Raw genomic sequence first — 20,034 nt, 5'->3', positions numbered from 1 at the left:
GTAGGGTTACCCACTATATTAGCAATAGCCTCCAATCTGACACGAACTTACCATTGGACGTTTTCGGGCGCCGTGGGGAGTTCCAATGCGCATGATTCTTGCTCTGGCCGCACTCACGGCCTGTTTCTCCGTATGGGATCATCTTGCAAACCACGGAACCTATAGCGCTACCCTGCAGCGAAACATTTTTGGTAAAGTGCTTTCCGGCTAACGGCCTTCCCACCGGGGCCGGTTTCCATCGTCAGGCAGGTCGACACAGTTTTTATGTTCGCTTGCTCAGTTAAATGCTCTGCGCCCTTTTGCGTTAATCCAAGCAGCAGTCGGCCCGACAATTCCGCCGGAAGGTCGAAAAATACATCATAGACCATCCATTGGTCACACGGATCCGATAAGCAGGTAAACCTCATCACTGACGGTTCTTCGTTTTAGTATTCCAACGCAAATCTGTTCGGCGGCTGAGCCTGCGAAACCGGGCAGGATTGTGCTCCAGCACTTTGAAAGCACAATACTGCCGCCCGACGAGGAGAAAAAGAGGCTCTACAGTCCCTGCTCTATACGACCCAAGTCTGACAGGTTCTTGACAGTTCTTCGGCAGCGGAGATCGTTTCATCGCGGACCCCGGAACAATGGCAATAGCCCAGTCGCCGAAGCCCGAGATTGGCTTGTGCCGCATGGCTGGCCTGGCCGAGCCGGCACCCATGTCACAAGCGCGTGCGTTTGGTTGATTTCTCAGACAGAATATGCTGCTTGTCGCGCCCATGAAAAAGCTCTGCCTGATGGTTCTGGCGCCTCTGGCGCTGGCCTGGCCGGCCAAGGCGATGGACAACGCACTTCGTGCCGGCCTGCTGAAACTCGATCCGCAGACTCGTCTCGAACAGCGTTGCGACGCCGAGGTGCTCGACCGGATCAGCCACGACGATCGCAAATTCAAGGCCGACCGTGTGGTGGCCTATGCCTTCGCCACGCCCCAGATGAGCGCCGACGCGATCAGGAGCCCCGGCGCCGCCTTTCGCAGCAAGGGTCAATGGTTCCGGCTGAAGTTCAAGTGCCAGACTGCGCCCGACCACATGCAGGTGCTGCAGTTGCTCTACAAGATCGGTGACGAGATCCCGGAAACCGACTGGGCAAAATACAATCTTTACGATTGACCGACTGCCGCGGTCGGTTGCGCGCAAATCGGCCTTTCGAGTGCAAACTCATTTGAACCCAATGGAACCAGACGAGCGGCAACCGCTTGTTTCGTGAGTTCTCTTGACGTGCAGGAACCATGCACGTAGAGCAATTCCAGGAAAGGCGCGCAGCCGTTTTTCCCGCCGGAATTGCGTGAAAACAAAGACTTAGAACGCGATCGCATCAATCGGTGAATCGCTCCGGCGTTAGAACACTCGAAGATCGACATTTCGCAAACAGGAAGGCTCCAGACGATGGATATTTTCAGCGCCGCAAGCCTGACTGCCCTTGTCCAGGTCATCGCGATCGACCTGGTGCTTGCGGGCGACAATGCCATCGTCATTGGACTGGCGGCCGCCGGCCTGCCGACGGAGCAGCGCAAAAAGGCCATTCTGATCGGCGTGGTGGCAGCGACGGTGCTGCGCATCCTGTTCGCGGCGGTTACCGTCAAGCTGCTTGCAATCGTCGGACTGTTGCTCGCCGGTGGCATCCTGCTGTTATGGGTATGCTGGAAGATGTATCGCGAGCTGCGCACCTCCCATGCCGACGAGCACGAGGCGACGGAGGCGCTCGCCAATTCCGATCTCGACAGCGACAAGGCGGTTGCCGGCAAGGCGCCGCGCAAGACGCTTGGCCAGGCGGCGCTGCAGATCGTCGTCGCAGACGTGTCGATGTCGCTGGACAACGTGCTGGCCGTCGCCGGCGCCGCGCGTGATCATTTCTGGGTGCTGATCGTCGGCCTCGTGCTGTCGATCGGCTTGATGGGCCTTGCCGCCAGCTTCATTGCGCGGCTGCTGCACCGTTACCGTTGGATTGCCTATATCGGCCTGCTGATCATCCTCTATGTCGCGCTAGACATGGTCTACAGAGGCACGATGGAAATCTGGCCGCATGTCAACAACGCGGTGAGCTGACTGCCGCCACCTGACGCGGGCTTTGGCCGGCCACTGATCTGGCCTCGCATTGCGTTTTGCCGCAACAAGGACCAGCCCATACCAATGCCGCAATTAGTGTGGTATGGCGCCGCCGATCCCGAAAAACCTGGAAAAGCTTATGTCTGCCCCTCGTGTCAGTTTCGTCAGCCTTGGATGCCCGAAGGCGCTCGTCGATTCCGAGCGCATCATCACGCGGCTCCGCGCTGAAGGCTACGAGATCGCCCGCAAGCATGATGGCGCCGACCTCGTTGTCGTCAACACATGCGGCTTTCTCGACTCCGCGCGCGACGAGTCGCTCGACGCGATCGGCTCCGCCCTTTCCGAAAACGGTCGCGTCATCGTCACCGGCTGCCTCGGCGCCGAGCCGGAGGTCATTCGCGAGAAGCATCCCAATGTGCTGGCGATCACCGGTCCGCAGGCCTATGAGAGCGTGATGGCGGCGGTGCATGAGGCGGCTCCCCCCAGCCATGATCCCTACATCGATCTTCTGCCGCCCCAGGGCCTGAAGCTGACGCCGCGGCATTACGCCTATCTGAAGATTTCCGAGGGCTGCAACAATCGCTGCACCTTCTGCATCATCCCGGCGCTGCGCGGGGACCTCGTGTCGCGCCCGGCGGCCGACGTGTTGCGCGAGGCCGAAAAGCTCGCCAAGGCCGGCGTCAAGGAGATCCTCGTCATCTCGCAGGACACCAGCGCCTATGGCATCGACATCAAATATCAGACGAGCATGTTCGGCGACCGCGAGGTGCGAGCGAAGTTCCTCGACCTTGCAGAGGAGCTCGGCAAGCTCGGCATCTGGGTTCGCATGCACTATGTGTACCCCTACCCGCATGTTGCCGACGTCATTCCGCTGATGGCCGAGGGAAAGATCCTTCCCTATCTGGACATCCCCTTCCAACACGCCTCGCCGCAGGTGCTGAAGAACATGCGCCGTCCCGCTCATGGCGAAAAGACGCTGGAGCGGATCCGCGGTTGGCGCGAGGTCTGCCCGGATCTCGCCATCCGCTCAACCTTCATCGTCGGTTTCCCCGGCGAGACGGAAGACGACTTCCAGATGCTGCTCGACTGGCTGGACGAGGCGAAGATCGATCGTGCCGGCTGCTTCAAATATGAGCCGGTCAAGGGCGCGCGCTCCAACGACCTCGGCCTGGAACAAGTGCCGCAGGAGATCAAGGAAGCCCGCTGGCACCGCTTCATGCAGCGCCAGCAGAAGATCTCGGCGACGCAGCTGGCCAGGAAGGTCGGCAAGCGGCTGCCGGTGCTGATCGACGAGGGGCATGGCACCTCGGCCAAGGGCCGCACCAAATATGACGCCCCCGAGATCGACGGCTCCGTGCATATCCAGTCGCGTCGGCCGCTGCGCGCCGGTGAGATCGTCACGGTCAAGGTCGAGCGCGCCGACGCCTACGATCTCTACGGCTCGGCCGTTTGACAAGCGGGATTGGCTGAAAATGAAAGGGCGCCGGTGGGGCGCCCTTTTTGTTTTGATGCCAGGCTGCTGTTTACTGCGGCAGCTTGTCGTCGATGCCCTTGACGTAGAAATTCATGCCGAGCAGCGTGGCGTCGTCGGCGACCTCGCCGTCCTTCAGCCAAGGCGAGCCGTCCTGCTTCGCCACCGGGCCGGTGAAGGGGTTCCAGCCATCGGCGATCTTCTTGGTGGTCGCCTCCGCCATTGCCTTCACGTCGTCAGGCATGTTGGTGAAGGGCGCGAGCTTGACGGCGCCATCCTTGATGCCAAGCCACACATTGTCCGGCTTCCAGGTGCCGTCGAGGGCAGCCTGCACGCGGCTGATGTAATACGGGCCCCACTCGTCGGTGAGCGAGGTCAGCTGCGCGTTCGGCGCGAATTTGATCATGTCCGACGACTGGCCGAACCCATGCAGCTTCCGCTCCTCGGCGACCTGCAGGGGGGCGGTCGAGTCGGTGTGCTGGACGATGATGTCGGCGCCCTGGTCGAACAGCGCCTTGGCGGCGTCGGCTTCCTTGCCCGGATCGAACCAGGTATTGACCCACACGATCTTCACCTTGAAGTCCGGATTGATCGACTGCGCGCCGAGCATGAAGGAGTTGATGCCCATCACCACTTCCGGGATCGGGAAGGAGACGATGTAGCCGGCAAGACCCTTCTTCGATTCCTTGGCCGCGATCTGGCCGAGCACATAGCGGCCTTCATAGAAGCGCGCGTTGTAAATGCCGAGATTGTCGCCCGTCTTGTAGCCGGTGGCGTGCTCGAACATCACCTTCGGGAACTTCTTGGCGACCTTAACCTCGGCGTCCATGAAGCCGAACGATGTGCCGAAGATGATCTTGCATTTCTCGCGCGCCAGGCGCTCAAAGGCGCGGTCGGCGTCCGGGCCTTCCGAGACGTTCTCGAGATAGGCGGTCTCGACCTTGTCGCCGAGCGCTTTCTCCACCTCGAGGCGACCCTGGTCGTGCTGATAGGAATAGCCGAAGTCGCCGATCGGCCCCGTATAAACCCAGCAGGCCTTCAGCTTGTCGGCCGCCTCGGCGGTTGCCGCCAGCGACAGAGCCGCGGCCGTGGTCATCAGCGCAATAAGCAGTTTCTTCATCGTGTTACCTCTCTGAGTTAAGCCTTGGAGCTTCCCGTTTTTTTGTTGTCGTCAACGATCCGGAACAAATGGCTGCCCCAACGAAGCCGGCGTGTTCATCATCGTCAGCCGCTTGTTCCGCGAGATTAGAACGAGAACCACGATGGTTGCCAGATAGGGCAGCGAAGAAAGAAACTGGGACGGTACAGGAATGCCGAAAGCCTGTGCATGAAGCTGGCCGATCCACACCGCGCCGAAGATGTAAGCGCCGGCCAGCACCCGCCACGGACGCCAGGACGCAAAGACCACCAGCGCCAGCGCGATCCAGCCGCGTCCCGCGCTCATGTTCTCGACCCATTGCGGCGTGTAGACGAGCGACAGGTGGCCGCCGGCAAGCCCGGCGCAAGCGCCGCCGAAGATCACGGCGAGGTAACGGTAGCGGATGACCTTGATGCCGAGCGCATGGGCCGACGCGTGGCTGTCGCCGATCGAGCGCAGCGTGAGGCCAGTGCGCGTCCTGAACAGAAACCACATCACGGCGGCGGTGAGCCCGATCGAGACGTAGAACAACGGGTCCTGGCCGAAGGTCAGCTTGCCGACGACCGGTATCGAGGTCAGGCCGGGGATGTCGAGGTTCGGCAGCCTGACGCCAGGCTGGCCGACGAAGCTGGTGCCAATCATGCCGGAGAGGCCAAGCCCGAGCAGCGTAAGCGACAGGCCGGTCGCCACCTGGTTGGTCGCCAGGGAAAGCGTCATAACGGCGAAGAGCAGCGAAAACAGCGCGCCGACGACGATTGCGGCAAGCAGCCCGATCCAGGGAGATCCGGTAAGATAGCCCGCGCCAAAGCCGCCGACGGCGCCCATGATCATCATGCCCTCGACGCCGAGGTTGAGCACGCCGGAGCGTTCCACCACCAGCTCGCCGATCGCCGCGATCAAGAGCGGCGTCGCCGCGGTCGCGATGGTCAAAAGGATGTTGACTGTGATGTCCATCAGCGTGCCTCCTCCAGCTTGGGCGCGGCCTCGAGTCGTGGCGCGGCAAAGCCGATCAGACGAATGCGATAATGAATGAGCGTGTCGCAGCCGAGCACGAAGAACAAAAGCATGCCCTGGAACACGCGCGCCACCTTGTCGGAGATGCCGAGCGCGCTCTGCACCGCCTCTCCGCCGAGATAGGTCAGCGCCAGCACCAGGCCTGCCGCGACGATGCCGAGCGGATTGAGCCGCCCGAGGAAGGCGACGATGATGGCGGTGAAGCCATAGCCGGGCGAGATCACCGGCTGTAGCTGGCCGATGGCGCCTGAGACTTCCGAGATACCGGCAAGGCCAGCCAATGCACCGGACAGCAGGAAAGTAAAGAAGACCATCTTGCTGAGGCCGAAGCCGGCGAAGCGCCCTGCCCTCGGGCTCGAGCCCAGCACGCGGACCTCGAAACCTTTCAGCATGCGGCTCATCATCAGCCAGACCGTGACAGCGGCGACCAGCGCGAAGACGAAGCCCCAATTGGCGCGGCCGGCATCCGGCATCAATTCCGGCAGGACGGCCGAGTCGCCGAACTGGATGGTCTGCGGGAAGCCGTGGCCCTGCGGGTCGCGCCACGGTCCGCGCACCAGCCAGTCGAGGAAAAGCTGCGCCACATAGACCAGCATCAGGCTGGTCAGGATCTCGTTGGTGCTGAAGCGGGTTTTCAGCAGCGCCGGGATGGCCGCATAAAGGGCGCCGCCGACCATGCCGAGCAAGAGCATCAGCGGCAGCACCAGCGGACCTTCGAATTCGGGGAACAGCACCGGGATGATCGAGCCGAAGATGCCGCCCAGAATGAACTGACCTTCGGCGCCGATGTTCCAGATGTTGGCCTTGTAGCAAACCGACAGGCCGACGGCGATCAGGATCAGCGGCGCCGCCTTGATGGCCAGTTCATGCAGTTGCCAGACCTCGCTGATCGGCTGAACAAAGTAGACATTGAACGCATTGAGCGGATTGACGCCGAGCAACGCGAACATGATGGCGCCGGCAATCATCGTCAGCGCGAAGGCGATGAAGGGCGAGAGCACCGAAAACAGCGCCGAGCGCTGCGGGCGTTTGACCAGTTCGAGGCGCATCATGCCGTCTCCATGCTGTGTTCGGCGTGGCCGGGCTCGGCGCCGCCCATCAACAGGCCAATCCTCTCGAAGGTGGCTTCGGCGATCGGCAGCGGCGCGGACAATTCGCCGTTGTGCATGACCGCGATCGCGTCCGACAGCTCGAACAATTCGTCGAGGTCCTGGCTGATGACGAGAACCGCCGAGCCGCTGCGGGCAAGCTCGATCAGCGCCTGGCGGATATGGGCGGCGGCACCGGCGTCGACGCCCCAGGTCGGCTGGTTGACGACCATCACGCTCGGCTTGCGGTCGAGCTCGCGGCCGACGATGAACTTCTGCAGATTGCCGCCGGACAGCGCCGCGGCCTCCGGATCGGGAGCGCTCTTGCGCACGTCCATCGCGGCAATGATGCGCTGGGCGGCGCTGTAGACGGAAGCGTTCCTGACCATGCCGCCGGAGCCGACGAAGGACTTGCCGTCGGTGGCATGGCGCGACAGCAAAAGGTTCTCCGACAGCTTCATCCGCGGCGCCGCGCCGTGACCGAGCCGTTCCTCCGGCACGAAGGCGGCGCCCATCAGCCGCCGGCCGGTGATCGACACGCCGCCCGCATCCTTGCCGCGGATGCGCACGGAACCGGGATCCTGCTGCAGCACCTCGCCGGAGACGGATTCGAAAAACTCGCCCTGGCCGTTGCCGGCGACACCGGCGATGCCGATCACCTCGCCGGCACGTACCGAAAGATTGATGTTCTTGAGCGGAATGGCGAACGGCGTCGCCGGCTTGCGGGTAAGCCCGCGGATCTCCAGCAATGCCGGCGCGGTCTCGATGCCCTTGGCCGGCGCGCGCACCACTGCCTTGACCTCATTGCCGACCATCATGCGGGCTAGCGACGCGGCCGTCTCCTGGCGCGGGTTGCAGTGGCCGACGACCTTGCCGTGGCGCAGCACCGTGGCGCGATCGCAGATGCGTTTGACCTCTTCCAGCCGGTGCGAGATGTAAAGGATCGACTTGCCTTCAGCGCGAAGCCGCTCCAGCGTTTCGAACAGCTTGTCGGCTTCCTGAGGCGTCAGCACCGAAGTCGGCTCGTCGAGGATGATGAGTTGGGGCGTCTGTAAGAGGCAACGGATGATCTCGATGCGCTGGCGCTCGCCGACGGAAAGATCGCCGACCAGCGATTCCGGATCGAGCGGCAGGCCGTAGCTGTAGGAGAGCGCCCGCGCCTTCGCGGCAATCGCGCTGATCGGCGAGCCGTCGTTCAGCGAAAGCGCGATGTTCTCGGCCGCCGTCAGCGCCTCGAAAAGCGAGAAATGCTGGAACACCATGCCGATGCCAAGCTTCTTGGCGAGGCCGGGGCTGGTGATCCTGACGGCTTGGCCGTTCCAGAAAATTTCACCCGAATTCGGTTCCAGCGAGCCGAACAGCATCTTCACCAGCGTCGACTTGCCGGCGCCGTTCTCGCCGAGCAGGGCGTGGATCTCGCCCTTCGCGATGTTGAGGTCGATATGGTTGCACGCCGTCAGCGTGCCGAAAATCTTCGTAAGGCCACGAACCTCCAGCAGGTTCGCCCTGTCATGATTTGCACTCACAGTGCCTCCCATCCAGTTACCCGGATATGTTCTGTGTTCCCGCTGGTATCGTATGCGCGGCCGGCTTCGGTCGGAAAGCGGCACGCAACTTGAAAGAGCTTCAAGAATTCCAGCGGAAACTCAAGGGGTAAGATAGGCCTGTTCAGGGCAAGAGGGAAACCAGTAAGCTTGTCGGGGAAACCACTGCCTTGAGGCGCGGCAAGGCGCTGAAAAACAAGGCAGCCGGCTTAGGGGATGAGGATGGTTGTGCCCGTCGTCTTGCGGCCCTCGAGATCGGACTGCGCTTGTGCCGCGTCCTTCAGCGCGTAGCGCTGGTTGATCTTGATCTCGACGGCGCCGCTCAGCACTACCTCGAACAGCGCTTGCGCCGAGGCCACAAGGTCCTCGCGTTTGGCGTTGTAGACGAAGATTGTCGGGCGGGTCGCATAGAGCGAGCCTTTCTGCGCCAGAAGCGACATCGGGAAAGGCGGGATCGGCCCGGACGACTGGCCGAAGCTGACAAACATGCCAAGCGGCCTCAGGCAGTCGAGCGAAGCGGGAAAAGTGTCGTTGCCGACGGAATCATAGACGACGTCGCACTTTTTGCCGCCGGTAATGGCGGCGACGCCGGCGACGAAATCCTGCTCCTTGTAATTGATGACATGGTCGAAGCCATGTGCCTTGGCGAGCTCGACCTTGTCGACGGAGCTCGCCGTGCCGATCACCGTCGCGCCGAGATGCTTTGCCCATTGGCCCAGGATCAGGCCGACACCGCCGGCCGCGGCATGGTAGAGGATCGTGTCGCCCGCCTTCACCTTATAGGTGCGGCGCAGCAGATATTCGGCCGTCATGCCTTTCAGCATCATGGCCGCCGCCTGCTCGTCGCTGATGCCGTCCGGCACCTTGACCACGCGGTCGGCGGCGATCACGCGTTCTTCCGAATAGGCGCCGACATTGACGGCATAGGCGATGCGATCGCCGGGCTGCAGCCAGTCGACGCCGGCGCCAACGGCCAGCACCACACCCGCCGCCTCGCCGCCCGGGACCAGCGGAAAGCCGCCGGGCGGCGGGTAAAGGCCCGAGCGATGGTAGACGTCGATGAAGTTGAGGCCGATCGCGGTATGCCTGATCAGAATCTGCCCGGCGCCCGGCTGGCCGGGATATGCTTCCTCATAGGTCAGGACCTCGGGTCCGCCATGGGCGTGAATGCGGATCGCTTTGGACATTGCTCAACTTTCTCGGAAAAGGACGGAAGCTGGATATCGAGTCAGGATTTCCTGGCGCCAAGATTGGGGAACATCTGCATGATGCCGCCGATGCAGGCGAGATAGAGCCCGGTAACCGTAATGCCGGCCTTGGTGAAGATGCTGACCTGCTCGCTCAGAACCCCGATCTTGTCATAGAACGAGGCAAGTGCGGCCTGTGCCAATGCAAGCGCGCCGAAGGCGCACCATAACAGCGTCATGCCGAGATTGATCGGCCTGAGCCGCACCACCCGTACCGGGTGGATGAAGTTGATCGGCAGGAAGGTGAGAATACCGGCGACCACGACCACGGCGAAGGAAACCCACTGCCCCGGCTCGATGACAAAGAGCGTGAACACCACCATGTTCCAGACGACCGGGAACCCCTTGAAGAAGTTCTCCTTCGTCTTCATGCCGGTGTCGGCGTAGTAGATCGCGCTGGAGACGACGATGATCGCCGCCGACAGGAACGACAGGTTCTCGCCCATCAAGCCTCGCTGGTATAGCGCGAAGGCCGGAATAAGCACGTAGGTCACGTAGTCGATGATGTTGTCGAGGAGCTCGCCCGACCATGTCGGCAGGATCTCCTTGACTTCGAGCTTCCTGGCGATCGGGCCGTCGATGCCGTCGACGAAGAGCGCCAGCCCGAGCCACCAGAACATTGCCGTCCAACGTCCCTCGCTCGCCGCCACCAGCGACAGGAAGGCGAGGAACGAGCCGGACGCAGTCAGCAGGTGCACGGAAAAAGCCCGCGCCTGCGGCCACGTCACTTTCTTCTTCGGCCGCGGAATCCGCTCCGCGATTTTCTTGGCCGCATTCCGGGCCGCTGTGTTCTTGCTCACGGGCCTCGCCAATCCAGCTTGCATATCTCGGCCGAACGGCCGGCGAAATTCCAATTGCGGCCGAAGGCGCGCATCTTGCTCTTGTCCGACTTCGCCACGATGATTTCCGGTGCGATCCAGTATTCGGAATTGGTAATGACGGTGTCTTTGTCGCGGTCCTTGCCGGGTATCGGCGTCACCGCGCCGTCGATAATCCGCGGTATCTGGAAAACGCGCGTCCTGTCACGCGTCTCATAGGTGATCGGCACCTGTTCCACGCCAAGGAAGTTTCCAACAAGAATCGACAGTAGCGAAGTGGTCCCGCCCGCCTTCCCGGTGAAGATTTTTGTCAGGGCCTTCACGGCATAGATGGAGGCGCGCTTGTCGATGAACAGGCCGGCGCTCCAGTTGCCGCGGCTCATATAGCCCGGGATTTCCATGACCAGACCAAGATTAAGGCCGGAAAGATCGACCTCGCCGAAATGGCCGGCGTCGATGCGGAACCCGGCCCACGTCTGGCAATAGCCTTCGGTCGGCGGATGGCTGCCGAGCGACAGAACGCAGGGGCAGAAAACCGTGCAATTGCAGGAGAGTACCAGCTCTCCCTTCATCGCCCAGCTCTGATCGGCCATCGAAATCTCCCTCACGCGGAAACTAATAGCAGGGCGGCGGCCCACACAAGCAGTATCGCACCGGAAACCTGGCTGGCCAGCCTGCCCGCGGTCTGTTTTTCGATCAGAGCGAACAGGCTGATCAGCGCCATCCAGAAGATGTTCGTCGCGCCCACGGCGAACATGACCAGCATCAGCGCCCAGCAACAGCCGAGACACCAGACGCCCTGCTCCACTCCCAGGCGAAAGACACGCCCCGGCTTCGCGCTCCAGTTGGCAAACAGGATCGAGAACGGGTTGCGGCACCTCTTGAGGCACGCCTGCTTCAAGCCGCTGAACTGATAGAGGCCGGCAATCGCCAAGGCGGCGGCCCCGGCAACCCCGACGACAGGATCGAGCACCTGTCCCGCGGCGACAAAGCCATAGATTATGAGCGTCAGCGCGGCGAACGCCACTGAGGCGGCAAGCCAAGTCGCGAGAAATCCCATCACCAGAACCAGCGGATGGGCGACGGGCTCTCCCTTGATCCGAGCGGTATCGGCAATCTCGCAATAGGTGCGGATCATCGGCGCCGCCGAGGGCAGCATCGTCGCCACCGCCATTATGAACCACATCAGGACGAGCGCCGACGCCGCCAACGAGCCTGAAAGCGGCGCCGGCGCAAGGCACAAAGCGAAGAACCGGTCGAGGAAATCCGGCAGCGGCAATGGCGGCAGGTTCTTCAGCAGCGCATCGCCCGGAGCGCCGCCGGCAACGCGGCTTTCGGCGCCGCGAATAGCCATGGCAGCGAGGATCCACCAGGCAAGCACGACGCCCGCACCGATAGTGAGCATCACGGCAAGGCGGGGGCTGCGCGCCAGTCCCGCCGTGGCGCGGCCGGCGCGGTCGAGATGGCGGAAATCGTGCTCCTGGGCGCTCATGCCAATCGAATGGGCCGAATCGGCGCGTTGATCAAGCCCGCCGATCTGCCCTATACCGCATGCAGGCCGACGGGCCGCCATCAACATGGAAGCCTGGCGTGGAGCAGAGTGACAAAGTTCGCATATTGATCGCCGGCAGCGGCCCGGCCGGCCTGATCGCGACACTCGGCTTTGCCGAGGCAGGCTTTGCCGTAACGTTGGCTGGCCCCGAGGCCGCCAGCGGCGATGGCCGCACCACCGCCCTTATGAACCCTGCTCTCAAGGTGCTCGACCGGCTGGGTGTGCTGGACGAACTCAGACCGCAGGCGGCGCCGCTGAAAATGATGCGCATCGTCGACGCAACGCGCCGGCTGATCCGCAGCCCGACCGTCACCTTCCGCGCCAGCGAAATCGGCGAGGAGCAGTTCGGGCTCAACCTGCCGAACAAAGTCCTGATCCCGGTGCTTGCCAAGAAGGTCGCCGCAAATCCCGGCATTGAGTGGCGAAAGTCGATGGTCGATGCCTGGCGGCTCGACGCCGACCACGCACATGCGAGCCTCGCCGATGGCAGTGAGGTCTCGGCATCGCTGGCGGTTGCCGCCGACGGGCGCCTGTCGCCGGCGCGCGAGGCCGCCGGCATCAGGGCCTCCGCCCGACCCTATCCTCAGTCGGCGCTCGTTCTCAATTTCAGCCATCGCAGCGAGCATGGCTTCATCTCAACTGAATTCCATACCGAGACCGGGCCGTTCACGCAGGTGCCGCTGCCGGGCAAGCGCTCCAGTCTCGTCTGGGTGGTGAAGCCGGAAACGGCACAGGAACTGGCCGCGCTCGACGATGCCATGCTGTCTGTTCGGGTCGAAGAGCAAATGCAGTCCATGCTCGGCCGGGTCTCGGTCGAGCCCGGCCGCCAAGTCTACCCGCTTTCGGCGGCCTCGCCTGGTCGGTTCGCGCAAAACCGTGTGGCGCTTGTCGGCGAGGCTGCTCATGTCTTCCCGCCGATCGGGGCACAAGGCCTCAATCTCGGCATCAGGGATATCGACGATCTAATTGGAATCGCCAGCGAAAATCGCGACGATCCCGGGTCGAGGCTGAGCCTTGCCGCCTACGACACGCGGCGCCGTCCGGACATCCTGGCGCGCAGCAGTGCGGTGAACTTGCTCAACATGTCACTGCTGTCCGACATGCTCCCGGCGCAGCTTGCGCGCAGCGCTGGCCTCAACGTGCTGGGCAGCTTCGCGCCGCTGCGCGCCTTCTTCATGCGCGAAGGCCTGCGGCCGGGAAGCGGTTTTCGGGCGCTCGCCGGCGGCTTCAGGAAACAGGCCGCGCGCTGAGGCACATTTGCAAACTACCGCTTTCGGCCGAGCATTGCGCCTGCCGATAGGTAGCTTGGTGGCCAGGGCGTCGGTAAAGCATTGCATTGGAGCAACGTCTGCGCCAAATCGTACCAAGCCGAAAGTCGGGGTCGATTTTTGAGCGCGTGACGTGTAGATTCAAGACCTTAGGCGCCCTGTGCGCGCAAGCCGCTGCGGCGCCTCGGGACCGAAGTGGTGAGTGCGATGAAGACGGCCAAATTCGCGATCGGACAAGTTGTTCGCCACCGGCTGTTTCCGTTCCGTGGCGTGATCTTCGACGTCGATCCGCAATTCGCCAACACCGAAGAATGGTATGAAGCGATCCCGGCGGACATGCGTCCAAGCAAGGACCAGCCTTTCTATCACCTTCTCGCCGAGAACTCCGAGACAGAGTACATCGCTTATGTATCCGAGCAGAACCTGCTCGAGGACCGGTCGGGCGAGCCGGTGCGGCACCCGCAGATCGGCGAGATGTTCGACAAGCTGCCCGACGGGCGCTACGAGCCGAAAGGTCACTCGAAACACTGAGGGCTGAACAAGCGACAATAAAAAAGCGGGGCGCCTGCCCCGCTCGCTTTTTAGCATGCTGGAGAAACGCTCCAACAATCAGTTGGCGGTCTTCGCCTTGTCCTGCTCTTCCTTAAGCTTCTTGGCGAAGTCCTGGTTGTTCTTGGCGACGAAGTCCTGCAGCTTCTTTTGGCGGTCCTCGATGTCCGACTGCTGCAGCGGCGGGCCGTCATAGGCGCCGCTGAAGCCCGTCAGCGCAACCTTGATCGGGTTCGGCTGGTTCTGGAAATTGACCGAGGTGAGCGTGATCTGCTGGCCCTTCTTGAAGGACGCGACAAGCTGGTCGGTCAGCGGCACTTCGGCCACGCAGCGATCCGGGAAGCAGATCACATAGTCGAGCTTCTGCGCCTTGCCGGAATCGATCTGCAGGCCGATGCCCGGAGGAACGAGACGGCCGGTCGGCACCGTCACCTGGAACACCTTACGGTTCACTTTGCCCTTGAGCTCGATCAGGCTGACGCCGGTGACGAGCTGGCCATTGCCGGCTGTGACGATGTTCTGCACGTTGCAGATATCGACGTCTTCCTGCTTGGTGCAGGCCTTGAACCAGCCCTGCGGAATCTGCGGCGGCTGCTGCGCGGAAGCGGTGAAAAGCCCGGCGCCCAGAACGCCGACCACGCCTGCGGCCAGCACCGAAAGGCGATACGCGTTGCTCGTCATATGGTGCACTTTCCTCTCAAATGATCCCGGGGACCGGCTTCTTCCTGCCGTGTGGTCCCGCTACCTGTTGCCCAAATGAGGCAACAGCATGACTTCGGAGCGCGTGTTACACTGCCAGCGGCGCCGAATCCAGCCCGGTTTCCGCGTTTTCTTGCCGCGTTCTCCTGCCCTGGACGAGCCTCATCGGCGATGCGTCGACTGAACCCAAGCGACCGGCGCGCGCCGATTCAATCGGGGAGCGAAATGCTCTAGGGTGCATGTCGAATCACCAAGCTGCCCGGCAAGGAGACGGTCATGGACCGCGTTCTCGTTCGGCTGATCGCCGCGACCTCGTTTCTGGCCCTCTCGCTGCTTCCGGCTTTGTCGGAACCGAAGCACGGCATCGCCATGCAGGGCGAGCCGGCGCTGCCTGCGGACTATACGCATTTCGACTACGTCAATCCCGACGCGCCGAAGGGCGGCAGCGTCACCTATTGCGTCGTCGGCAGTTTCGACAATCTCAACCCCTTCATCCTGAAGAGCCTGCGCACCACCGCGCGCGGCATGATCGACACGGTCTACGGCAACCTGGTCTTCGAGCCGTTGATGCAGCGCAACTACAACGAGCCCTTCAGCCTCTACGGCCTGCTCGCCGACAGCGCCGACATGGACCCGGGTCGCAAGAGCATCGAGTTCCACCTCAATCCCAAGGCCAAATGGTCGGACGGCCAGCCTGTGACGCCGGAGGACGTGCTGTTCACCTACGATGTCTTCAAGGACAAGGGCCGCCCGCCTTACAGCGATCGCATGAGCATGATTGCCAGGCTGGAGAAGACCGGCGACCACAGCGTGAAGTTCACCTTCAACGAAAAGGCCAATCGCGAATTTCCGCTGATCGTCGCGCTGACGCCGATCATCCCCAAGCACGCCTTCGACAAGGAGACTTTCGACAAGACCACGCTGAAGCCGCTGACCGGCAGCGGCCCCTATACCGTGGACAAGGTGCAGCCTGGGCAGCGCATCGTGTTCAAGCGCAATCCCAATTATTGGGGCAAGGACATCCCATCGAAGCGCGGCTTCGACAATTTCGACCAGATCACCATCGAGTATTTCCTCAACGCCAACGCGAAGACGGAAGCGTTCAAGAAAGGCATCTGCGCCCTCGACGACGAGACCGATCCGGTCAAGCGCGACCGCGATATCGACTTCCCGGCCTTTCGCAAGGGTGATGTGAAGCAGGAATATTTCGACACCGGTATTCCGCCCGTGGTGACGGGATTCCTGTTCAACACCAGGCTGCCGAAGTTTTCCAATCCGGTCGTGCGGCGTGCGCTCGGCATGCTCTACGACTTCGAATGGGCCAACAAAAACCTGTTCGCCGGCAAGTTCAATCGCACCATGAGCTTCTGGCAGAACTCCGAGCTGTCCGCGCTCGGCCATCCCGCCGACGACCGGGAGAAGGCGCTGCTTGCCCCCTACCCCGGCCGCGTCCCTGCCGAGGTGATGGACGGAACCTGGCGGCCGCCGGTCACCGACGGCTCCGGCCAGGACCGCAAGGTGCTGCGAGCGGCTTTCGAGCTCCTGAAAAGCGCTGGCTATCACGTAGAGGACGGCCGGATGCTCGACCCTGAAGGCAATCCCTTCGGCTTCGAGATCATGACGTCATCGCAGGACGAGGAGCGGCTTGCGGCTCTCTATCAGCGCACGCTGGAGAAGATCGGCATCGATGTAACCATCCGCGGCCTCGACGGCGATCAGATCCAGTCGCGCAAGCAGCGCTTCGACTTCGAGGTGCTGATCGGCACAAGCGGTTTCAACAATTCGCTCTCGCCCGGCAGCGAGCAGGTGGGACGCTGGGGATCCGTCGCCGCCAAGCAGGAGGGTTCATTCAACCTGGCCGGCGTCGCCGATCCCGCGGTCGATGCGGCGATCAACGCGATGCTGAATGCCCGCACGAAGGAAGACTATGTCGCCGCGGTTCGCGTTCTCGATCGGCTGCTGATATCGGGCAACTACATGGTGCCCATGCAATACAACACGCAGCAGTGGCTGGCTTACTGGAGCTACCTGGAACATCCGCAAAAGACGCCCATATTCGGCTATCAGCTGCCGACATGGTGGCGAAAGCCCAACTGACGCGATCCCCCGCCTGACACGGACCAAGCAAGGAGACGAGCATGAGCGCGGAGAACTCGATCACCATCGATGTGGTGTCGGATGTCGTCTGTCCCTGGTGCTTCATCGGCCAGAAGCGGCTGGACAGGGCGATCGCCGCTGCCGGCGATATCGACGTGCACGTGCGCTGGCGGCCGTTCCAGCTCGATCCGACCATTCCGCAAGGCGGCATGGATCGCCGCGAATACATGCTGGGCAAATTCGGCAGCGAGGAACGCATCCAGCAGATCCATGCGCGCATTGAGCCGCTCGGCGAGGCGGAAGGGATCCATTTCGCCTTCAGCGCCATCAAGGTCGCTCCCAACACGCTGGACGCCCACCGCGTTATCCGTTGGGCGGGGCCTGCCGGCGAGGACGTGCAGAACCGGCTGGTGCGACGCCTCTTCCAGCTGAATTTCGAGGAAGGCGCCAATCTCGGCGACCATGCCGTCCTAACCGAAGCCGCCCGCGAAGCCGGCATGGACGGTTCCGTGGTCGAGACGCTGCTGCCCACGGATGCCGATGTCGAGGCGGTGCGCAACGAGATCGCCACCGCCTCGCGCATGGGCATCACCGGCGTGCCCTGTTTCCTGCTCGAAGCCAAATATGCCGTTATGGGCGCGCAGGACGCCGACACGCTGGCCGATGCTATCCGCCAGGTCGCTGCGGCCAAGGCGCGCGGTGAGCTCGAAACGGCGGGCTAGACCAAGTTCGCATCACCCCTTCGCTAGCCGACGCGGAAGCCCGTGATGACTGCTGAGAGAGATTCCCGCGGTCTACGGTGGTTGATTCGAGGTAACCCCAGGTCTCCTGAAGGGACTTTTCGAGCCCTTCAACCATGGACCGGCCGCGCATCGGGCTGAATATTCCTTCACAAAACCGTGTTTTTGGCTTCCCCTGGGGAAAGTCCTTTCCAGCCGAAACTCTGTTCCCAACCGGCTGAACCAAAACACGAATTCCCCTCCGATAGATATCAGCCGGCAAAGCTTTTCTGTTGCCTTCATGCCACGGCCGGTAACCCTGTTCCCATTCGGAGGAAGAAAATTAATGGAAAATGATCAATTGGTGTTACCATGTGTAACAAAACAGGAAAGGTTCGGGCGGGATCGTGATTCGGGTCGGTAGACCGCGACGTACAATACCGGAGCAAACATCCAGCGAGGCGGCAAGGCCCTCGCCTCTGACGCCGGTATCGTCGATGCGCACATTCTGGGGGCTGATGCGAGCCTACTGGTTCTCCGACCGGTGGAAGGAAGCCTGGACCCTCACCCTCGTCATCGCGCTGCTGACAGCGCTCTCCAGCAAGGCCGGCGTGTGGTTTGCCGTGGCATCGGGCGAGCTGGTGAATTCGATCGCCTTCTTCCACGACGCCGCCAATATCAATCCGCTCCAGACGCTTCTGACCAATGCCGGCATGTTGGTGCTGTTGGTCGTGCTCAAGGACGCCGGCTTCACCGGAGTGCGCAATCTCGTTTCCGCAACCTTGCATCGCAAATGGCGGGGCTGGCTGAACAGCCAATTCAACCGGGCGCTGCTCGACGGCAACCATACCCATTTCCATGCCCAGCATGGCTCGGTTGCAGGCGGTATCGTCGCTCCCGACAACATGGACCAGCGCATCCAGGAATCGATCAAGGACATGACGGGCGGCGCCATCGGCCTCGCCATGGGCGTGCTGGGTGTGGCGACCTCGCTTTATTTCGTCGGCGAGAATTTGATCGGGGCCTCGGTGGAGGTCAAAGGGCTGGAGTTCCTCGGCAGCTATGGCAGCGCCGTGCTCGCCTTCCTGGCGGTCGCGACCTACGTGCCGCTCAACACCTGGATTGCGGTGAAGCTCGGCGGCCTACTCGAACGTCTCAACATCCGCATGCAACAGGCCGAGGGCAGCTATCGCAGCGAATTGACGACCTTCCTGCGCCGCAGCTTCCACGTCGCCGCCTCACACGGCGAGGATGTGCAGAAGACGATGCACGACAAGCTCTATGTCGACATCGACAAGACCTGGGGGCGGCTGAACGTCGTCAACACCAGCTACATGTCGTTCGAGCTGATCTACAATTTCATCGGCGCCCGCATCGTTTCCTACGGACCCGGTCTCGTGCCCTTCATTCACAACGGCTTCGATCTCAAGGGCTACATAACCGGCTCCGAAATGGTCGCGCAGCTGATCAGCCAGTGTTCGTGGTTCATCCATGTCATGCCCGCGATCGCCACGCTTAGAGCCAACAGCCAGCGTGTGACCGAGCTCGCCAGCGCCATCGAGAACGTCCAGCAGCCGCAGGAGTTCTATCGCCAGACCGGCCGCTCGGACTTCAGCTATGCCACGCAAAATCCCGTCTTCGGCCTGACCATCCAGAAGCTGGAGCTGGCGCATCAGGGCGAGGATGCGACGCCCTTCCTGAGCGCCGCCAACCTGCGCTTCCGCCGCGGCGAGTGGACATTCCTCAAGGGTGAGTCCGGCTGCGGCAAGACCTCGCTGATCAAGGCAATCAATGGTCTGTGGCCCTATGGTCGCGGCACCATCGTGTTCCCGGAAGGGGTGACGAGCTTCTATGCCGCCCAGGAGGTCAAGCTGCAGCAGGTCTCGCTGAAGCAGCTCGTCTGTCTGCCGGGTTCGGAAAACGATCACACCGACGTGCTGGTGGCGGCCGCGCTGCACAAGGCCGGACTCGGCGAATTCATCGGCCACCTGGCCGATGAGAGCCGCGAAGGCAAGCTCTGGGATCAGGTCCTGTCAGGCGGGCAGAAGCAGAAGCTGGTGGTAGCCCGCATCATCCTGCAGCAGCCGGGACTGCTCTTCCTCGACGAAGCGACCGGCGCTCTCGACCCCGAAGGCAAGATCGCCTTCCACGAAGCGATCAAGGTCAATTGCCCCGATGTAACCGTGATCAGCGTGATGCACGAGGCCGTTCCGCCGCGGTCGCTTTCCGGAGAGGAATTCTATCATAGCGTCGTGGCGATCTCCGATGGCGTCGCGACCAAGAAGCCGCTCGCTCCCGCTCTGCCGCGCGAGCTCACGACGATCCTCGCGCAGCCCCGGCCGGCCGAGGACAAATGGTTGCGCTTCCGGCGGCTCAAGCAGAAATAGCAATCAGCCCAGCCCTGGTCCGTCGCCTCGGCAGCGGCCACTGTCGATCACAGTCTCGCGATCCGGCAATGCTTCGCTCATTTTCAGCGCTCTTCGCGATTGACTCGGCAAAACGCGCTCCTATGTTGCGCCCGCTCGCAGATTTAAAACCTACACCGCCACGCGCCCTTCGGACGCGTAAAGGACGCTGTAGAATCTTAGAATTGCGCATGATCCTTTCCGAAAATCGGAGCCGATTTTTCGGGGAGTCATGCGCTACCCCGCGAGCAGAAAGGTCAAACCCGCCATGCCTGGCGACAGTCACAGTCGAACGCAACCGCCGTCCGCCTTGACGTGACCTGACGGCTCACGTCGTGCCG

The 20,034-nt window shown here is 62.3% G+C and carries 17 protein-coding genes; 8 read left to right on the top strand and 9 right to left on the bottom strand.

All coding sequences use genetic code 11. The annotated features are described in order from the left end of the window. Window positions 1–740: 740 nt before the first annotated feature. The 3 genes from A9K66_RS04410 to rimO all read left to right on the top strand — a co-directional run bounded on the left by A9K66_RS04410 (window position 741) and on the right by rimO (window position 3,537). Window positions 741–1,148, top strand: coding sequence for a DUF930 domain-containing protein (locus tag A9K66_RS04410; protein ID WP_066989790.1), 408 nt, complete (start codon window positions 741–743; stop codon window positions 1,146–1,148). A gap of 276 nt (window positions 1,149–1,424) precedes the next feature. After that, window positions 1,425–2,084 (top strand): TerC family protein, encoded by a 660-nt coding sequence (locus A9K66_RS04405; protein ID WP_067320072.1) that lies wholly within the window; start codon window positions 1,425–1,427, stop codon window positions 2,082–2,084. Between the two features lie 139 nt (window positions 2,085–2,223). Then, complete coding sequence (gene rimO / locus A9K66_RS04400) at window positions 2,224–3,537, top strand: 30S ribosomal protein S12 methylthiotransferase RimO (RefSeq protein ID WP_067320193.1); 1,314 nt, start codon at window positions 2,224–2,226, stop codon at window positions 3,535–3,537. A 70-nt stretch (window positions 3,538–3,607) separates the two neighbouring features. Here rimO and A9K66_RS04395 read toward each other — a convergent pair whose 3' ends face one another. From A9K66_RS04395 to A9K66_RS04360, 8 genes are all read right to left on the bottom strand, one after another. Beyond that, the gene (locus A9K66_RS04395; protein ID WP_066989795.1) at window positions 3,608–4,675 is read right to left on the bottom strand and encodes a BMP family ABC transporter substrate-binding protein; all 1,068 of its coding nucleotides are present in this window, start codon (window positions 4,673–4,675) and stop codon (window positions 3,608–3,610) included. Window positions 4,676–4,726: 51 nt separating this feature from the next. Then, entirely contained in the window at window positions 4,727–5,647 is a 921-nt protein-coding gene (locus A9K66_RS04390; protein ID WP_067320068.1) for an ABC transporter permease, read from the bottom strand. Further along, entirely contained in the window at window positions 5,647–6,759 is a 1,113-nt protein-coding gene (locus A9K66_RS04385) for an ABC transporter permease (RefSeq protein WP_067320065.1), read from the bottom strand. The genes A9K66_RS04390 and A9K66_RS04385 overlap by 1 nt, the downstream gene beginning before the upstream one ends. Then, window positions 6,756–8,333, bottom strand: a complete 1,578-nt coding sequence (locus A9K66_RS04380) for an ABC transporter ATP-binding protein (RefSeq protein WP_067320061.1) — start codon at window positions 8,331–8,333, stop codon at window positions 6,756–6,758. The genes A9K66_RS04385 and A9K66_RS04380 overlap by 4 nt, the downstream gene beginning before the upstream one ends. Before the next feature lie 215 nt (window positions 8,334–8,548). Beyond that, window positions 8,549–9,526, bottom strand: a complete 978-nt coding sequence (locus A9K66_RS04375) for a quinone oxidoreductase (RefSeq protein WP_067320058.1) — start codon at window positions 9,524–9,526, stop codon at window positions 8,549–8,551. Between the two features lie 41 nt (window positions 9,527–9,567). Then, a complete protein-coding gene (pcsA, locus tag A9K66_RS04370) occupies window positions 9,568–10,386 on the bottom strand; it encodes a phosphatidylcholine synthase (RefSeq protein WP_066989933.1) in 819 nt (272 codons plus the stop codon). Further along, window positions 10,383–10,997: a DUF1326 domain-containing protein gene (locus A9K66_RS04365; protein WP_066989810.1), complete on the bottom strand. Its 615-nt coding sequence runs from the start codon at window positions 10,995–10,997 to the stop codon at window positions 10,383–10,385. Before A9K66_RS04365 ends, pcsA begins: the two co-directional genes overlap by 4 nt. An 11-nt stretch (window positions 10,998–11,008) precedes the next feature. Beyond that, window positions 11,009–11,896, bottom strand: coding sequence for a DUF2182 domain-containing protein (locus A9K66_RS04360; protein WP_067320055.1), 888 nt, complete (start codon window positions 11,894–11,896; stop codon window positions 11,009–11,011). A 98-nt stretch (window positions 11,897–11,994) separates the two neighbouring features. Here A9K66_RS04360 and A9K66_RS04355 point away from each other — a divergent pair, with 98 nt between their 5' ends. Continuing rightward, the gene (locus A9K66_RS04355) at window positions 11,995–13,206 is read left to right on the top strand and encodes a UbiH/UbiF family hydroxylase (protein ID WP_067320189.1); all 1,212 of its coding nucleotides are present in this window, start codon (window positions 11,995–11,997) and stop codon (window positions 13,204–13,206) included. 225 nt (window positions 13,207–13,431) lie between these two features. After that, window positions 13,432–13,755, top strand: coding sequence for a heat shock protein HspQ (gene hspQ, locus A9K66_RS04350; protein WP_066989816.1), 324 nt, complete (start codon window positions 13,432–13,434; stop codon window positions 13,753–13,755). 78 nt (window positions 13,756–13,833) lie between these two features. Here hspQ and A9K66_RS04345 read toward each other — a convergent pair whose 3' ends face one another. Beyond that, the gene (locus A9K66_RS04345; RefSeq protein ID WP_095777677.1) at window positions 13,834–14,463 is read right to left on the bottom strand and encodes an invasion associated locus B family protein; all 630 of its coding nucleotides are present in this window, start codon (window positions 14,461–14,463) and stop codon (window positions 13,834–13,836) included. A 285-nt stretch (window positions 14,464–14,748) separates the two neighbouring features. On the opposite strand from A9K66_RS04345, the gene A9K66_RS04340 reads away from it, so the two are divergent. The 3 genes from A9K66_RS04340 (at window position 14,749) to A9K66_RS04330 (ending at window position 19,675) form a co-directional block, all read left to right on the top strand. Further along, window positions 14,749–16,569: an extracellular solute-binding protein gene (locus tag A9K66_RS04340; protein ID WP_067320051.1), complete on the top strand. Its 1,821-nt coding sequence runs from the start codon at window positions 14,749–14,751 to the stop codon at window positions 16,567–16,569. 41 nt (window positions 16,570–16,610) lie between these two features. Continuing rightward, window positions 16,611–17,291, top strand: coding sequence for a DsbA family protein (locus tag A9K66_RS04335; protein ID WP_067320048.1), 681 nt, complete (start codon window positions 16,611–16,613; stop codon window positions 17,289–17,291). Window positions 17,292–17,785: 494 nt separating this feature from the next. Next, window positions 17,786–19,675 (top strand): ABC transporter ATP-binding protein/permease, encoded by a 1,890-nt coding sequence (locus tag A9K66_RS04330; protein WP_067320045.1) that lies wholly within the window; start codon window positions 17,786–17,788, stop codon window positions 19,673–19,675. The last annotated feature ends 359 nt before the right edge of the window (window positions 19,676–20,034 follow it).

This window comes from Mesorhizobium sp. AA23 (assembly GCF_001672435.1).
GTDB lineage: Bacteria > Pseudomonadota > Alphaproteobacteria > Rhizobiales > Rhizobiaceae > Mesorhizobium.
This window is presented reverse-complemented; position numbering and strand designations above follow the sequence as displayed.

Bases quoted from the DNA above. Each gene is read 5' to 3' on its own strand.
- A9K66_RS04410 (WP_066989790.1), top strand. From the start codon at position 741: ATGCTGCTTGTCGCGCCCATGAAAAAGCTCTGCCTGATGGTTCTGGCG.
- A9K66_RS04405 (WP_067320072.1), top strand. From the start codon at position 1,425: ATGGATATTTTCAGCGCCGCAAGCCTGACTGCCCTTGTCCAGGTCATC.
- rimO (WP_067320193.1), top strand. From the start codon at position 2,224: ATGTCTGCCCCTCGTGTCAGTTTCGTCAGCCTTGGATGCCCGAAGGCG.
- A9K66_RS04395 (WP_066989795.1), bottom strand. From the start codon at position 4,675: ATGAAGAAACTGCTTATTGCGCTGATGACCACGGCCGCGGCTCTGTCG.
- A9K66_RS04390 (WP_067320068.1), bottom strand. From the start codon at position 5,647: ATGGACATCACAGTCAACATCCTTTTGACCATCGCGACCGCGGCGACG.
- A9K66_RS04385 (WP_067320065.1), bottom strand. From the start codon at position 6,759: ATGATGCGCCTCGAACTGGTCAAACGCCCGCAGCGCTCGGCGCTGTTT.
- A9K66_RS04380 (WP_067320061.1), bottom strand. From the start codon at position 8,333: ATGGGAGGCACTGTGAGTGCAAATCATGACAGGGCGAACCTGCTGGAG.
- A9K66_RS04375 (WP_067320058.1), bottom strand. From the start codon at position 9,526: ATGTCCAAAGCGATCCGCATTCACGCCCATGGCGGACCCGAGGTCCTG.
- A9K66_RS04365 (WP_066989810.1), bottom strand. From the start codon at position 10,997: ATGGCCGATCAGAGCTGGGCGATGAAGGGAGAGCTGGTACTCTCCTGC.
- A9K66_RS04360 (WP_067320055.1), bottom strand. From the start codon at position 11,896: ATGAGCGCCCAGGAGCACGATTTCCGCCATCTCGACCGCGCCGGCCGC.
- hspQ (WP_066989816.1), top strand. From the start codon at position 13,432: ATGAAGACGGCCAAATTCGCGATCGGACAAGTTGTTCGCCACCGGCTG.
- A9K66_RS04340 (WP_067320051.1), top strand. From the start codon at position 14,749: ATGGACCGCGTTCTCGTTCGGCTGATCGCCGCGACCTCGTTTCTGGCC.
- A9K66_RS04335 (WP_067320048.1), top strand. From the start codon at position 16,611: ATGAGCGCGGAGAACTCGATCACCATCGATGTGGTGTCGGATGTCGTC.
- A9K66_RS04330 (WP_067320045.1), top strand. From the start codon at position 17,786: ATGCGCACATTCTGGGGGCTGATGCGAGCCTACTGGTTCTCCGACCGG.